Below are 16,304 nucleotides of genomic sequence, written 5' to 3'. Positions count from 1 at the left end.
CGTACCTCTCCGTCTTTTACTGCTGGAAAAAACTGCGGATTTCTTCTTCAGAAGCTTTGACAGAACCCTGCACAAAGAACGGCTTGCCGCCGCCGCGGCCGTTCAGGGCAGCGTTCATTTCTTTTGTGAACTGACGTAGATCTCCGTTCTGCTCTCCCATTGCATATTTATAACTGCCATCTTCACTCTTTGAAAATACTGCACAGCAGCCGGAGCATTTCTGCATCACTGTATCTGCCATCCTGCGGACCTGATCTGCCTCCAGTCCTTCGTGGAACAGAAGAACGCTTCCGGAATCTGCCCATCTCTCTGCCTCTGTCGCGCAGAGTTCATCAACCATGTGGCTGACTTTTCCTTTGAGACGGAAGTTTTCGTCCTGAAGGCGCGCTACTGCAGCCGCTGTCTCGCCTGTTTTTGCAGAAAGTTTCATGGAAATCTGATGATTCTGCTCGTTGACCATATTCAGGTAATCCATGACACGTTTTCCGCAGATCATGGTCAGACGGATTCCTTCGTGGAAGTTTTCGACAGTAAGGATCTTAACCGCACCGATCTCGCCTGTGTGGGTAACGTGTGTTCCACAGCATGCACAGAGGTCGGAACCAGGGAAACGCACGAGACGCACCTGTCCTGTCAGTTCTTTTTTGCTTCGGTAAGAAAGTTTCTCCAGTTCTTCTTTCGGTGGATAAAAGATCTCTACCGGAGTATTTTCCCAGATTTTCTGGTTTGTCTTTGCCTCGATCTCAGCAAGCTGTGCCTCGGTGAGAACGCCGCTCAGATCCACTGTGATCACATCACTGCTCATATGGAATCCTACATTATCATATCCGTATGCTTCATGCACCAGACCGCTGACGATATGTTCACCGGAATGCTGCTGCATCAGGTCAAATCTTCTCTCCCAGTCGATCTTTCCAGTTACTTCACTTCCGACCTCCAGAGCCACCTCTGTATGATGAACAATCTCGCCGTCTTTTTCCCGGACATCTGTCACTGCGATCTCATTCAGTGTTCCAAGATCACACGGCTGTCCACCGCCCTCCGGATAAAAAGCGGTCTGATCCAGAACGATCTCATATCCTTTACCAGCTTCTCTGCACTCGAGTACTTTTGCGGTAAATTCTTTTATATATACATCTTCGTAATACAGTTTTCTTGTTTCACTCATGCTGCCGAACCTTCTTTCTGTAAATTTAAGTCAGTAAAAAATCTGTTTTTCTGCCCTTTAGTATAGCACAGCTTTGCCTTTCTGAACAGAAAAAAGACAGGCGCAGCTAAATGCTTACGCCTGCCTTTCTTTGGAGGTTGTATCAGAAAACAAGGTTATACTTGTCAATACTGATCTCTGCTTTTCCTTCTGCTGCAAAAGTGATCTGATCTGCTTCCTGCGGAGTAAACAGGACCATTGTAGCAGTCTGGCTTCCATCATTGATGAAGATCTCAACACTGAATTTATCCATGAGAATTCGTAATGTCACTTCTCCATCTACCGGTTTCACCTGAATATCTCTGGTGTGGAGGATGTCGTAGAGATATCCGCTTCTGCTTCTGTCGATGTTCAGAACTTCTTTTGCCGGATCATAGGTAATATAAGAAGAATATGTATCGTCTGCTGCAAGTTTGATCGCAAACTTACTGAAATCATCGGTCACTTTGAGTTTCACGGTCATATCAAGAACGCGGCCTTTGATTCCGTCCAGTGCGGTTTCTTCTGAGATTTCAACGTTGTGGTGCTGAACCAGCTCTCCACGATAGTTCTCGATCTCTCTTACCGGCTGCTGGATCAGTCTGCCATTGCGGTAGTTGATCTCTCTCGGAACAGTCATCTGTCCGAAGTATTTCGCTCCGTCCGGAACGAACTTGGAGTTCGGCCATGCCTGCATCCATGCGATCATTACACGGCGGCCGTCTGGTGTGAGCATGCTCTGTGGAGCATAGAAATCGATTCCACTGTCGAGCGGCTGTACATCTTCTCTTACAAATTTGTGTGTTTCTTTGTCGTAGGTTCCTGTCAGGTAGATAACGCTGTGACCTACGTGGAATTTCAGTCCTTCCGGAAGCATTGCCATCGGACTTACTACAAGAACGTGTTTGCCGTCAACTTCGTAGAAGTCCGGGCATTCCCACATCTTGCCAAGTTTTGCATCGCTGTGATCCAGAACGGTGACATATTCCCATTTGAAACCATCGGGGCTTCTGTAAAGGAGGATACGGCTGTTTCCATCGTCTGTCATATTGGAGATAACAGCATAGAAATAACCATCGTCTTCTTTCCAGATCTTCGGGTCACGGAAATCTACTTTGCTTCCGCCTTCCGGGATATCGTTTCCGGTGATGACCGGGTTGTTCTCGTATTTCTCATAATTAACGCCATCGCCAACAGCCATACACTGTGTCTGGTGAGTCGGAAGTTCTCCGTTTGCCATCGGGGTATCGCCTACATATCCAACTCCGGTATACATCAGAAGATGACGTCCATCAGAAAGCTCCAGAGCACTTCCTGAAAAGCATCCAAAGTTATCATAGGATTCTTCCGGTGCCATAACTACCGGAAGCCTTTTCCATGCAAGCATATCTTTGCTGCTGAGATGTCCCCAGTGCATCGGACCCCATTCATTGGAATATGGATGGTACTGATAAAACAGATGGTATTCTCCATTGTAATAGGAAAATCCATTTGGATCATTGATCCAGCCTGTGCCACCAGTCACATGAAAAGAAGGACGCTCTTCCGGAGAAATTTTGCTCAACTGTTCCTGTTCAAATTCTCTGGCCTTCTGTAATTTCTCACTAATCATACATTCGTTCTCCTTGTTGTAATATTCTAACGGTTTACAGATAGTATCCCACGATGTGTTTTACATGGCAACAAAAAAACCTGACATCTTGGTTTCCTGTTTCTGATCCGAGTAAGATTTTAGCCTTTGATACCAGAAGATGCAATACCTTCTACATAGTATTTCTGCATGAAGATAAACATAATGATCATCGGGATCGCAGAGACAACCAGGGCTGCCATGATGGCACTGTAGTGCACCGGCTGGGTACCAAAAAATGACTGAACTGCAAGCTGGATCGTACGTTTATCCTCACCTGTCATAACGAGGAATGGCCACATAAAGTCGTTCCAGTGTGCTACGAAATCAAGAATAAATACTGTAGCATACACCGTTTTGGAAATTGGCATTACAATCTGGAAAAAGGTTCTGATCGGACTGCAGCCATCAATTGCCGCTGCTTCAATCAGGTCATCCGGAACATCACAGAAGAACTGCCGGAACATATAAATAGAGAAACATTTCGCAACAAAAGGAATAACAAGTGCTGCCAGTGTATTGACCCAGCCAAGCTGAGACATTTCAATATAAAGCGGGAGCATGATAGCTTCCATCGGCAATACCATCAGTGCAATTACGAGATTCAGAACTGCACCTTTACCTTTGAACTCAAATTTAGCCAGTGCATAACCGCACATGGAGTTTACAAGAAGATCAAGAACCAGGATCAATGCAATATACAGAAGTGTATTCTTAAACACCAGTGGCATATTCAATCGTGAAAATACCTCTGCATAGTTACTTAAGGATGCCTGAACTGGTAAAAAAGTAGTCAGTGAATCCATATTTGCAAAAATCTTAGCCTCTGGTTTCAGTGATGCGGAAATCATCCAGATCAGAGGAGATACAAAGATGATACCGATGATAATATTTCCAAAATAGAACATAAATTTTCCAAATGCATTAGAAAACCTCATTGATTTTTTCATATTTATATCCTCCTTTCTCAGTCTGTTGCCGCAGTTACTTTCTTCATAGCCATAGACATGCATACTACGATTACAAAGAATACAGCCGCGATCGAGCAGGCATAGCCAAAGTTACCCTTCTGGAAGCCCTGTGTATAAATATAGTATACAAGAGTCTTTGTGGAGTTTTTCGGTCCACCCTGTGTCATGATATATGGCTGTGTAAAGAGTTTCATTGCCTGGATCATAGTGATCATGATTACATATTTAATTGTTCCCTTCAGCCCAGGAATAGTGATATAAAGGAACTGTTTAAATTTTGTAGCACCGTCTACGGATGCTGCTTCGTACTGGTCTCTCGGGATTCCCTGAAGACCTGCCAGGAAGATCATCATCTGATAACCGGCGCCCTGCCATGCAGACATAAAGATGATAGAATTCATCGCTGTGCTTGCATCACTCAGGAATTTGATCGGGCTCATTCCCAGAGATACCAGAATGGAGTTGATAAGACCTGTGTTCGGGTTTGCATTGTAAAGTACGGACCACAGTACGGAGATAACTACCATAGAAGTAAGCTGTGGTGCAAAGTACATGGTACGGAAAACAGCCACTCCACGAAACTTCTTTGAAACCAGAAGTGCAAGTGCGAGTGCGAGTACACACTGACACGGAACAACAATTACAGTAAAGTACACTGTATTTTTTAATGCAAGCCAGAAGTTTTTGTCACTGAAAAGCTTCTGATAATTTTCAAAACCAATAAATTTCATGGCATCAGGTCTCATGATCTGATATTTAAATCCTGAAAAATATACGGTATAGATCATAGGTACAACAAGAAATGCAATCAGAAGAATCACTGCCGGTGCTACAAAGATATATGCAGCCACTCTTTCATCACGTTTACGGCCGGAAAGCTTCTTTTTTTCTGCCTTTGCCATTGCCTTTCCCCCTTTTTCTTATCCAGAAAAAGCGAAGCCGCACCGCTTTTTTGCCGATGCGGCTCCGTTTTCATTTATTTGTTTTCTTATTCAGCGTAATATGTTTCGTAGTCTTCTGTAAATGTATCTACTACTGTATCAAATTCAGACTGAATATAATCTGTATCTACTTCTTCATTACTTGCTGCATCAGAGAAAATGTTTGTCATTGCTTCTGCGTATGCAGATGAGAATGTAGCATAAGATGGTGTTCTAGGACGCGGAACTGCTGTGTTTTCAAGCTGATCTACGATAAGAGCTCTTGCACCTTCTTTGTACTCAGCCATTGCTTCTGTCTCATAAGCAGAAGAACGTGTTGCAGGTTTTGCAATTGCTGCTGCATATGATGCAACATTATCTGTATTCATCAGCCATGCCAGGAATTCACCAGCTGCATCTGCGTTCTCGCAGTCTTTAGAGATTGCTGCTGACCAGTCACCACATGGAGAAACTGCTTTTTTAGTTTCAGCATTTACCGGATAGTAAGTTACACCCCAGTCAAAGTCGGCATTCTGTTCAAGTGTTGCGATTTCCCATGAACCACCGATCATTGTTGCACATGCGCCATTGAGGAATTCATCTGTGATCGGTTCAACGTTTGCATATCCTTTAGCGATCAGATCTGCAAGCCATGCTGTTGTGTTTACTGCTTCTTCACTGTTCACATATCCATCGGCTTCTTTTCCATCTTCGCTGATATAATCTTTTCCAGCAGAAAGATACAGCGGTTCAAGAGCATATGGAAGTCCCTCGCCGTGGTCCATGATGATGTGTGTCCCTACATAATCATCTGTTGTACATTTTTCAGCAATCTCAGCAACTTCATCTGTTGTCAGAGGATTTTCGAGTGTACGGGAATCCAGATCATCTGTATCTACACCACATTCTTTGAGGTAATCTTTGTTGTAGTAGAATGCTACGGATGACTCTGTTGCACCTACAGCATATAATTTGCCATCATATGTATTCTGCGTCATTGAAGACTTTACGAAATCTGCTTTGTCTTCATCTGTAAAATAGTCATCCAGCGGAACTGTGATTCCATTAGCTGCATAATAGGAAACCTGCGGTCCGTCTACATAGAAGATATCCGGAAGATCGTTGGATGTAACTGCTGTAGCGATCTTGTTATCATACGCGTAAGAGTCTGAACGGTCAATTGCTTCACGACTTACCTGAATCTCAGGATGTTCTTCGTTCCATTCGGAAATTTTTTCTTTCCACCATGCTTCAATTGCTTCTCTGTCTGTTGGACTCCAGATTGTGATATTTGTTACGTCATCTGCGAATACCGGTACAGTTGTTGCTGCTCCTGAAATTGCAAGTGCTGCTGCCATTGCCAGACTAATGGTTTTTTTCATTTCTTAATCCTCCTTTAATGTTTATTTCCACCGCGCGAAAGGAAATATTGTAGAACCCGTTCCACATCCTCAAACAGCCGATTTTCATTATTTTGTTCGAGAAGTTTTATGTGGAAGCCGTTCCATATCGTGTCTTTATCATACTTCCCTGAAGTGTATTTGTCAACAGAATTTGATTGAAAACTCGTTTCCAGGCACATTTCCGTGCATTTTTATAATTTTAGCATTTTAATTTTGTGCATATTGCATATGCATATGCGTTATTTTTTTAACACGAATTATCTGTAATATAAAAAACATGCAAAGCTGTTGTTAGACTTTGCATGTTTCGAATTATTATCAGAATATTTTACCAAAATTTGCTTATAGTTTACTTTTCATGTCATATATTCTGTATTTTATTTTTATTTTTTATAATTCGCCATTAATTTCAACCGGATAGGTACTTTGTCCCTGCCGCAACTCCACAGCTAAAATCTGCCTTTGTGGAACGGGTTCCTTGCCTTCTATCAGATTTATGACACTTTTGGCACAGGTTTCTGCCAGAAATTTCACATTCTGACAAATAGCCGTTACCTCCGGATAACAGATCCTGCTGACATCCATACCATCATAAGTGACCACCTTGAGATCCTCCGGGACTCTTTTTCCTGCTTTAAGGGCAAGGTGCATATAACAGAGTGCCGGCTGATCAGCCGCAAATATACCATCCGCATCCGGATATTTCTCTAATGCCTCGGCTGCTGCATCCCAGTAAGACTGGTGATCAAACAGATTCCATTCCATGGTCAGATCCAGGACTTCCACTCCATGCTTCTTCAACGTCTCTTCAAATATGATATGTCTGTCATTTGCCGCTACATTTGGAGCAATACCAGTGATGTGGACGACCCTCTTACAGTTATTTTTCAGCATGATCTCTGCTGCCAACTTACCACCATAAACATGGTCAGACCCTACCATAGGGATTTCCGGGCCGAAATCCTGGTCCAGTGCGACAATTGTACGCTTCCGGTTTACATATTCCTTCCAGTGCAGTGTATGTGCACCGGTAATGATCCCATCCACCATATTACGGTCAAGCATATTCAGATAATCACGTTCTCTGTTGCTGCTCCCTACTGTGTTGCAGATCATCGCCTTGTAGCCTCTCTTGTAGAGAGCTACCTCCGTTTCCCGCGTAAATGCCGAGAAAAACGGATGATCCAGATCAGGGATCAGGACACCTATGATACCGGTTCTGTTACGAAACAGATTTCTTGCCAGTTCATTTGGTGTATATTCCAGATCGCTGATCGCCTGTTCAATTTTTTTGCGGGTATCAGCAGCAACATAGCCACTGCCATTTATTACTCTGGACACAGTACCGACCCCTACTCCGGCCTTCTGTGCCACATCTTTGATACTTGCCATATTTCTTAAATTAACCTTTCTTATACTCTGTTGTCTGGTTACGATAGTTTATTGTAACTGTTCTGTCTCCTTACAGTTTTTCCACTTCAGACAACGAGTTCAAAACATTTCCAATCTTTTTCGCGGTAGATCATTACTGTTCATTCATCAACAGCAATATGAATTCTTATCACGCAGAGTGACTCTGCAGTTATAAGTAATGTGACAATTATAGCATAGCAGCATTTTCTTTACAATTATCATCCTGTAGGAAAAAACAAACGTTTTTCAGCAACCTCTCCTGAAAACATGAAACAAGTTCTTCAGATTTCCCTGAAATCCAAAAAAACAGAACCGCATTCATTTCTGAATCGCAGTCCTGTTTTGCTGACTTTGATTTGTAACTGTTCTCTGTTCACATCCCGTAACCGGTTCATGTCTTAGCAGTTACTTTTATATATTTTTGCTGACACGAAGTCTTGTCATCGCTCTTGCGAGTGCAGCCTGGCTTCTGTGATATTCCACAATGCTCTGTTTCTGACGCAGCTGCTCTTCCGCGCGGTCTCTTGCCTCTTCTGCTCTGCGGATATCAATCTCTTCCGGACGTTCCACAGTCAGGCAGAACAGTTTCGCACGGTTGTTGATCATCTCAACAAAACCTGAGCTTACTGCAACTGTCAGCCAGTTCCCTTCAGAATCCTCAAAGCGCATCTCACCCGGAACGATCGCACAGATCATATTGGCATGATGTGCCAGAAATTCCTTCTGTCCATCCTCGGCCGGGATGATCAGTGATTTGGCTCTTCCTGCAAAAAACTGTCTGTTGGCAGCATAAATTTCAAGTCCGAATGTACTTTCCATAAGCCTCACCCCTTATTCTTCTGATAAAGTTTTGGCTTTTTCGATTACTTCGTCAATGGTTCCTACGTTGAAGAACGCATTTTCCGGATACTGATCCATCTCACCATCAATGATCATCTTGAATCCACGGATTGTTTCTTTGAGCGGAACATATTTACCAGAAATACCTGTAAAGTTCTCAGCTACATGGAATGGCTGGGACAGAAATTTCTGAATCTTTCTTGCACGGAATACCGTATTCTTATCCTCATCAGAAAGCTCTTCCATACCAAGGATTGCAATGATATCCTGGAGTTCTTTGTATTTCTGAAGGATTTCCTGTACTCTACGTGCAACTTCATAATGCTCCTCGCCGACTACATCAGCTTCCAGAATACGGGAAGTAGATTCCAGCGGATCAACAGCCGGATAAATACCCTGCTCTACGATCTTACGGGAAAGTACGGTAGTCGCATCCAGATGTGCAAACGTTGTTGCCGGAGCCGGGTCAGTCAGGTCATCAGCAGGTACATATACGGCCTGTACAGAAGTAACAGAACCGGAAGTTGTAGAAGCGATACGCTCCTGCAGCTCACCCATCTCAGTTGCCAGTGTAGGCTGATAACCTACGGCAGACGGCATACGTCCGAGAAGTGCAGATACCTCAGAACCGGCCTGTACAAAACGGAAAATATTATCGATAAACAGAAGTACATCTCTGTGCTCTGTATCACGGAAATATTCGGCCATTGTAAGACCTGTCTCAGCAACTCGCATACGGGATCCCGGCGGCTCATTCATCTGTCCGAACACTAAGGCTGTTTTCTCAAGAACACCGGATTCCTTCATTTCTGACCAGAGGTCGTTACCTTCACGGGAACGTTCTCCGACACCTGTAAAAATAGAATATCCACCATGCTCTGTAGCGATATTCTGGATAAGTTCCTGGATCAGAACGGTTTTACCAACACCGGCACCACCGAACAGACCGATCTTACCACCCTTTGCATAAGGAGCAAGAAGGTCGATGACCTTGATACCTGTCTCCAGGATCTCTACGGCCGGTTTCTGATCTTCGAAGCTTGGCGGATCTCTGTGAATCACCCAACGCTCTGCATCATCCAGAGCTTCTCCACCGTCAACTGTCTCTCCAAGAACATTAAAAAGTCTGCCAAGAGTGCAGTCTCCTACCGGAACCTTGATTCCACTTCCTGTGGCAACTACTTCTCTGTCTCTCTGAAGTCCCTCACTGGCACTCAGCATAATGCAGCGAACCACATCATTTCCCAGATGCTGAGAAACTTCCATAACGCATTTCTTACCATTGTTTTCGACTTCAAGGGCGTCCTTGATATCCGGAAGATCGCCATTCTCAAAAACAACATCTACAACAGGTCCCATGACCTGTACAATCTTACCTTTACTCATTATCGTCCCTTCCTTTTCTGGGCCTTCGCACCACTGCAAACTTCTGTGATCTCCTGTGTGATCGCTGCCTGACGTGCACGGTTATACTGAATTGAAAGATCCTGTAGCATTTTCTTTGCACTGTCTGTAGAAGACTGCATGGCTGTCATTCTCGCATTGTTCTCACTTGCATATGCTTCTACAAGACAGCCATAAATCACACCTGTCAGATAATTAGGAATCATAATGTCCAGTACGCCGTCTGTTGAAGGAAACATCTCTATCTCCTCCTGATGAACGCCCACCGGAACCTCAAGTGGCGAAAAGTTCGTTTTCTTTAAAGGAAGAAGCTGCATATTTACCGGCTCCATCACAACTGCATTCTGCATCTGTGTATAGATGATATGCACCTCATCCACTTCTCTTTCCAGAAAGCTTCTTACAACTTCCTCACTGATCAATCTTGCACGATGCATGGTCGGCTTCTGTACGGTATAGTGGAAGCTTCCATCCATGTCCACATCTTTCTTGCCAAAATACTGACGACCGACCATACCAAGAACATACAGCTTATGATATCCAGGTGTAGATGCTATAAATTCTTCTGTCATTCTGGTGATGTTATGGTTATAAGCACCTGCCATACCCTTGTCACCGGTTACCACTATGGTCGCTATCTTACGTTCTTCCTGTGGGATCAGATGACGCACGCTGAAGAACGGATGCTGGATATCCGGAACATGACGAAGAATTCTGGCAATCGCCCCCTGCATATTATAGAAGTAAGGCTCTGTATCAGACAGTATCTTCTTGGCTTTTTTCATCTTGGAAGAGGAAATCATATACATGGCATTGGTAATCTTCATTGTGTCCTGGACACTGCTTATCCTGCTTTTTATTTCTCTTGCATTTGCCATAAGTTCCTCCTATGCAATCTCTGCTTTATTTTGCGGCTGCACGATCCTTGAATTCATCTGCAACCTGAAGGATTTTTTCTCCGAGTTCATCGCTTAAGACTTTGCTCTCATCGATTTCTTTGCCGATTTCAGGATATACGTTGTCGAAGTATTCGAGCATATCCATCTGATATTTCTTCACAGCCTTCTTATCCACATGAACCAGCTTCTTGTGGGTCGCTGTCCACAGTGTGATAACCTGCTGGTGGAGAGAAAGTGGATTACACAACGGCTGTTTCAGAAGTTCCATCAGGCATCCGCCATAAGCAAGCTGTGCTTTGGTCGCATCATCCAGATCGGAACTGAACTGGGTGAATACTTCCATCTCACGGTACTGTGCCAGGTCGATACGGATACTTCCGGATGCTTTCTTCATTGCCTTGGTCTGCGCTGCACCACCAACTCGGGATACGGAAAGACCTACGTTGACCGCCGGTCTCATACCTGAGAAGAACAGGTCACTCTCGAGGAAGATCTGTCCGTCTGTGATGGAAATTACGTTGGTAGGAATGTATGCGGATACATCTCCTGCCTGTGTCTCGATGATCGGAAGTGCTGTAATGGAACCTCCGCCCAGCTTATCACTCAGACGGCTGGAACGCTCCAGAAGTCTGGAATGAAGGTAGAATACGTCACCAGGATATGCTTCACGTCCCGGAGAACGCTCCAGAAGCAGTGACAGTGCACGATATGCAACTGCATGCTTGCTCAGATCATCGTATACGATCAGGACATCCTTGCCTTTGTACATAAAGTACTCTGCAAGTGCTGTTCCTGCATAAGGAGCAATGTACTGAAGCGGCGCACAGTCGCTTGCTGTTGAAGAAAATACTGTGGTATATTCCATAGCTCCATATTTCTCAAGGTTGGATACAACTTTGGCTACCGTAGATGCCTTCTGACCGATTGCCACATAAATACAAATCACATCCTTACCCTTCTGGTTCAGGATGGTATCGATTGCAAGGGAAGTCTTACCGGTCTGTCTGTCACCAATGATAAGTTCTCGCTGTCCTCGTCCGATTGGGAACATGGAATCAAGTGAAAGGATTCCTGTTTCCAGCGGTACATTTACGGATTTACGGTCAATAATTCCAGGTGCCGGATTCTCTACCGGGCGATAATCCTGTTCTTTGATATCACCTTTTCCGTCAATCGGGGCTCCAAGAGCATTGACGATTCGTCCAACGAAACCATCACCTACAGGTATACCTGCCTGTTTACCAGTTCTGGTTACTTTGGTTCCCTCCTTGATTCCGGTATCCTTACCAAACAGAATACATCCCATGCTGTTTGTACGGATATCCTGAACCATTCCCTTGAGTCCGTTTTCAAATACTACAACCTCGCCATACATAGCGTGATCAATTCCATAAACAGTTGCAATTCCATCTCCTACGGAAATGACCGTTCCTACTTCCTGGTTCTGGCTGATTTCATCATAATTCTCTATTTCTTCTTTCAGAATGGAAATAATCTCATCTGGATTGATTGCACTCAACGTGTTCACCTCCGGGTCAATTTCTGTTCCAGCTTGCGGTAACGTCCCCGCAGGCTCCAGTCATATTCGCTTCCGCCTGCCAGAAGGACAAATCCTCCGATCAGGCTTTTATCTTCTATCATTTCTATTTCGGCTTTCTGCGCCCCAAATTCCCGGCATAAAAATGCTCTGATACCATCAAGCTGTGCATCCTTCGGTGCTGTTACATAACGCATGACTGCGTGTATGGTCTTCTCATGCTGTCGGCACAGTTCTTCGTAATCTTCAAAAATTTCCTCGATCAGATCAATTCTGTGATGCTTGCAGACGACCTTGATGAAACTCTTCATTTCCTCAGGGATCACTCTGTCGATCACTTTTTCCTTGATCTCAAATGGTACCAATGGGTTCTTCAGACTCTGTGCGAGTTCAGGAACCTTCCGAAATATTTCTTTTGTATTCTGTATGACCTTTCTGGAAACAGAAAGGTCATACAGAGTTTTTGCATAATTAACGGCGGTCACTGTCATCTGGATCACCTGCTTTTTCTATAAATTGGTCATACAAGGATAAATCCTGGTCTGCTCCACTGTTTTTACCAATAATTTTACCGGCAGCTTCCATAGCAAGAGAGGCAACATCATCTTTCATCTGACGCATAGCATTCTCGCGCTCTGTGTTGATGTCCTCCTGCGCTTTGGCAAGCATTGCAGATACCTTTGCCTGTGTATCTTCCACAGTTTTGTCTGCCTGTGCTTTGGCTTCTTTTCTGGCCTGCTCCATAATCTGGAAGGATTCTTCTCTGGCGGATTTCAACGCACCCTCATACTGTTCCTTAAGTGCCTTCGCCTGATCCTCCTGCTCCTTTGCTCCTGCAAACTGCTGATCGATCATAGCCTTTCTTACGTCCATCACTTTGATGATCGGTCCGAATAAAAACTTCTTCATCAATAAATAAAGAACTAACAGGTTGATGATCGTAAAGACAAGGTTGATGTCAATTTTTATCACCTGGTCCACCTGCCTCTCTGTATTTTTCGGTTCTTTATCATTAGCCCAGCATGATGATGATCAGAAGTCCGATTACGAAACCGTAAATAGCTGTTGCCTCGGCAAGGGCACAACCTAACAGCAGGTTCTTACTGATCTTGCTCTCTGCTTCCGGCTGTCTTGCGATAGCTTCAACTGCCTTGGAAGTTGCGATACCAATACCAATACCTGCTCCAATACCTGTAAGAACTGCGATAGCTGCTCCGATTGCTACTAATGTTGACATACTTTTTTCCTCCTGAATAGATATCAAATTTTCTTTTGTCTTACTCGATTGCTTCCTTGATGAACAAGGATGTTAAAAATACAAATACATAAGCCTGTATGAATCCGTCAAAGAAATCAAAATACAGACTGAACGGTATGGGAAGAATTGCCGGACATATAAATTCAAGCAATTTCATTACAACAAAGCTTCCCAGAACATTACCAAATAATCGCATACACAGAGATGTTGGTCTGATCGCAAGCTCCAAAATATTGATCGGAAGCATGATCGGCACAGGCTCTGCAAAGCTCTTAAGGAATCCCTTAAGTCCTCTCTTATGAAATCCTGCATATTCGATCAGAATAATGCTCATAAGCGACAATGCTATGGTAACATTCATGTCCTTTGTCGGTGGTGTAAACCCAAACACACCTGCTATATTGGCTATTCCAATGAAAATTACGGTTGACATCAGATAAGGGACATACCGTTTTCCCTCTTCTCCCAGAATTCCCACAAAGAAATCCTGAAGGAAACTTACTCCTGATTCCAGAAGAAGCTGTTTTTTGCCTGGATTCTCGACTTTAAGATTTCGAACCAGTATCAGAGAAAGTATTACCAGAACGGCCATAATGACCCAGGTAACCGCGACGCTCTCTGCAATCGGTATTCCGCCGAACACTGGTATCGTAAACAATGTCTTGCTCTCAAGCTCTTCTGCCAATGTGGCTGATAAATTCCCCGTCTTTCTCCCTCCTTTTCTCCGACCGAACCAACATATTGGTCATACCGGTCTGTCATTTGATTCCTTTATTTTACGCTTTGTCAAAAAAAAGTCAATATCCATTCTCCCCATTTTGTCCGAAAAGATCAGCCGATTCTATACACATTGCACAATTATATTAAATATAATCTCATATTATAAGTGAAACCTCTCCATAGGCTAAAATAGACAAAGAGCCGTCAGACTCCTGTACTTTGAGCCTTCCGTCCGGACAGATCTCCAGTGCCTTCGCCTTACGGATATCCTGCCCGTCCACGATCTGGATCTCCCTTCCCGGGACAAGATTCTGCTGGATATATTCAGGAGGTAAACGCAGCTCTCTTGTCTCTTCCAGAAGGGCATTGATGATCTCAGCGGCAAGACGGTTACGATCCAGTCCTGCTGCCGCTTCCCGGTTCTCATACAGGGCTCCGGCGACATTCCTGATCTCAGACGGATATCCGCCCTCTGCCTCATACAGATTCAGCCCGATCCCAACTACGGCAAAGTCAATATCTCCGCTCTCAAAGTCTGTGACAGCTTCTGTCAGGATGCCGCAGACCTTCTTCTCATTGTAATAGAGGTCATTCACCCACTTGATTCCAAGTGAGATACCAGTAGTCCGAAGGACAGCCTTATAGACTGCCACAGCCGCCTCTGCGGTGAGCAGAAGGCTCTCCTTGAGGCTCCCGCGAGGTTTAAGGATAACACTGAGATAGAGTCCTGCTTCCTCCGGAGAATAGAAGCTTCTGCCTCTCCGTCCTCTTCCTGCTGTCTGCTTCCCTGCCACAACGCATCCACCATGACCGGCAAGTCCGGTTACCGCCGCTTCCTTCGCGGCACGGTTGGTCGAGTCGATCTCCCGATATACCTTCAGATAAACTTCCGGTGAAACTAAAAAGGGCTGTATTGCTTCCATGGAAAGACGATGACTGTCCTTCACCAGCATATAGCCCTTATTCTGTCCTGCCTCTATTGTATATCCTTCTTCCCTCAGGGACTTCACCGCCTTCCAGATCGCAGCTCTGGTACAGTGAAGTTCCTCGGCAAGTTTCTCTCCAGAAAGAGTTTCCCCCTTCTGCTGTTCTAATATTCCTAAAAGTTTAGATTTTACCGTCATATTTCTCTCCATAATTCTTAAGGGTCTTCTTGAGAAATGATACATATTCCCTGCGGATATTCTCCGGTGATACGATCACGGCTCCTGTACCCAGTCCTGCAAGCCAGCCAAAAAACTGTGTACTGACCTTGATCTGTGCCTGCATGGAAAAATGATTCTCATCCTTGGGGATCAGCATGACATCCTGACCAAAACGGTCAAGCACAACGCCTACAAACTGATTCTCAAACTCCATCCGGACACTTCTCTCCTTCCCTCCGAACATCCCGAAAGTACTGAAAGAGAACTTCCCGAGATCAAAATCCCTGAAAATATTGCCGCCATTTCTCTTCTGCTTCTCAATTACCTCTACCTGCATCATCTTGTCCACGCGATAATGCTTCACAACTCCGCTTCGCTCATCCAGTCCCAGAAGATAGTAATTCTCATTCTTCCAGATCATCTTCCATGGGCTGGCCTGATACCACTCTCCATTCTTCTTGGGTTTCAGTTCCTTGGACAGAGTCCATTCGTAATAATGAAAACGGATCTGTCTGTTCCTGGACATGCCGTCATAGATCGTCTGGATGTTGCTGTATATCTCCTCGTTGACTGTCTTATTGCCTGGTTCGATAAAAAGCTGCTCACGGAGTTTCTTTGCAGCTTCCGGGATAACAAGGCTCTCCAGTTTGCGGAGCAGTTCTCTGGATTTCTTCTGTGTGACAAATCTGGAAGACTGTACTGCATCCATCAGGAACTTCACTTCCGGAAGCTGGAACTTCCGGTTCGCTATATAGAAACCGCCAACCTTCCCACGGCGGTTGCGGATATCAAGTCCATAGATCCTCAGTGCCTCAATATCATCGTAAACTGTCTTGCGCTCGACACTGATCCCGTATCCTCTGAGATACTGTGCCATATCCTTCGCAGATATGGGATGCTCCTCATCTGTCCGCTCCAGCAGCACATCCATCAGGTATAATATTTTGAGTTTCTGGTTAAATGATTTCGGCATGTATT

At 44.5% G+C, this 16,304-nt stretch carries 16 protein-coding genes; all 16 read right to left on the bottom strand.

Features of this window, described 5'->3' with window-relative positions:
- Positions 1–16 precede the first annotated feature (16 nt).
- A complete protein-coding gene (locus QZL69_RS04160) occupies positions 17–1,168 on the bottom strand; it encodes an alanyl-tRNA editing protein (RefSeq protein ID WP_022213968.1) in 1,152 nt (383 codons plus the stop codon).
- Positions 1,169–1,310: 142 nt separating this feature from the next.
- Positions 1,311–2,798, bottom strand: coding sequence for a glycoside hydrolase family 32 protein (locus QZL69_RS04155; RefSeq protein WP_022213967.1), 1,488 nt, complete (start codon positions 2,796–2,798; stop codon positions 1,311–1,313).
- Between the two features lie 119 nt (positions 2,799–2,917).
- Complete coding sequence (locus QZL69_RS04150) at positions 2,918–3,766, bottom strand: carbohydrate ABC transporter permease (RefSeq protein ID WP_022213966.1); 849 nt, start codon at positions 3,764–3,766, stop codon at positions 2,918–2,920.
- Positions 3,767–3,783: 17 nt separating this feature from the next.
- The gene (locus QZL69_RS04145) at positions 3,784–4,689 is read right to left on the bottom strand and encodes a carbohydrate ABC transporter permease (RefSeq protein WP_022213965.1); all 906 of its coding nucleotides are present in this window, start codon (positions 4,687–4,689) and stop codon (positions 3,784–3,786) included.
- Between the two features lie 86 nt (positions 4,690–4,775).
- Complete coding sequence (locus QZL69_RS04140) at positions 4,776–6,089, bottom strand: ABC transporter substrate-binding protein (protein WP_022213964.1); 1,314 nt, start codon at positions 6,087–6,089, stop codon at positions 4,776–4,778.
- A gap of 411 nt (positions 6,090–6,500) precedes the next feature.
- Positions 6,501–7,502 carry a LacI family DNA-binding transcriptional regulator gene (locus QZL69_RS04135; protein ID WP_022213963.1) on the bottom strand — a complete coding sequence of 334 codons (1,002 nt, stop codon included), beginning with the start codon at positions 7,500–7,502 and terminating at the stop codon, positions 6,501–6,503.
- 432 nt (positions 7,503–7,934) lie between these two features.
- Positions 7,935–8,342, bottom strand: a complete 408-nt coding sequence (gene atpC, locus QZL69_RS04130; protein ID WP_022213962.1) for an ATP synthase F1 subunit epsilon — start codon at positions 8,340–8,342, stop codon at positions 7,935–7,937.
- Between the two features lie 12 nt (positions 8,343–8,354).
- Positions 8,355–9,749 carry a F0F1 ATP synthase subunit beta gene (gene atpD / locus QZL69_RS04125; RefSeq protein WP_022213961.1) on the bottom strand — a complete coding sequence of 465 codons (1,395 nt, stop codon included), beginning with the start codon at positions 9,747–9,749 and terminating at the stop codon, positions 8,355–8,357.
- Positions 9,749–10,645, bottom strand: coding sequence for an ATP synthase F1 subunit gamma (gene atpG / locus QZL69_RS04120; RefSeq protein WP_022213960.1), 897 nt, complete (start codon positions 10,643–10,645; stop codon positions 9,749–9,751). The genes atpD and atpG overlap by 1 nt, the downstream gene beginning before the upstream one ends.
- A gap of 25 nt (positions 10,646–10,670) precedes the next feature.
- Positions 10,671–12,185: a F0F1 ATP synthase subunit alpha gene (gene atpA / locus QZL69_RS04115; RefSeq protein ID WP_022213959.1), complete on the bottom strand. Its 1,515-nt coding sequence runs from the start codon at positions 12,183–12,185 to the stop codon at positions 10,671–10,673.
- 5 nt (positions 12,186–12,190) lie between these two features.
- Positions 12,191–12,694 carry an ATP synthase F1 subunit delta gene (gene atpH, locus QZL69_RS04110; RefSeq protein ID WP_022213958.1) on the bottom strand — a complete coding sequence of 168 codons (504 nt, stop codon included), beginning with the start codon at positions 12,692–12,694 and terminating at the stop codon, positions 12,191–12,193.
- The gene (gene atpF / locus QZL69_RS04105; RefSeq protein WP_022213957.1) at positions 12,675–13,175 is read right to left on the bottom strand and encodes a F0F1 ATP synthase subunit B; all 501 of its coding nucleotides are present in this window, start codon (positions 13,173–13,175) and stop codon (positions 12,675–12,677) included. Before atpF ends, atpH begins: the two co-directional genes overlap by 20 nt.
- A 40-nt stretch (positions 13,176–13,215) precedes the next feature.
- Positions 13,216–13,440 carry an ATP synthase F0 subunit C gene (gene atpE / locus QZL69_RS04100; protein WP_015540752.1) on the bottom strand — a complete coding sequence of 75 codons (225 nt, stop codon included), beginning with the start codon at positions 13,438–13,440 and terminating at the stop codon, positions 13,216–13,218.
- A 40-nt stretch (positions 13,441–13,480) separates the two neighbouring features.
- Complete coding sequence (locus QZL69_RS04095) at positions 13,481–14,146, bottom strand: F0F1 ATP synthase subunit A (RefSeq protein WP_022213956.1); 666 nt, start codon at positions 14,144–14,146, stop codon at positions 13,481–13,483.
- Positions 14,147–14,336: 190 nt separating this feature from the next.
- Complete coding sequence (locus QZL69_RS04090; protein WP_022213955.1) at positions 14,337–15,305, bottom strand: biotin--[acetyl-CoA-carboxylase] ligase; 969 nt, start codon at positions 15,303–15,305, stop codon at positions 14,337–14,339.
- Complete coding sequence (locus tag QZL69_RS04085) at positions 15,289–16,299, bottom strand: helix-turn-helix transcriptional regulator (RefSeq protein ID WP_022213954.1); 1,011 nt, start codon at positions 16,297–16,299, stop codon at positions 15,289–15,291. Before QZL69_RS04085 ends, QZL69_RS04090 begins: the two co-directional genes overlap by 17 nt.
- Between the last annotated feature and the right edge of the window lie 5 nt (positions 16,300–16,304).

The sequence above is a fragment of the Blautia sp. CAG:237 genome, from assembly GCF_000436615.1.
GTDB classification, from domain to species: domain Bacteria; phylum Bacillota; class Clostridia; order Lachnospirales; family Lachnospiraceae; genus Blautia_A; species Blautia_A intestinihominis.
This window is presented reverse-complemented; position numbering and strand designations above follow the sequence as displayed.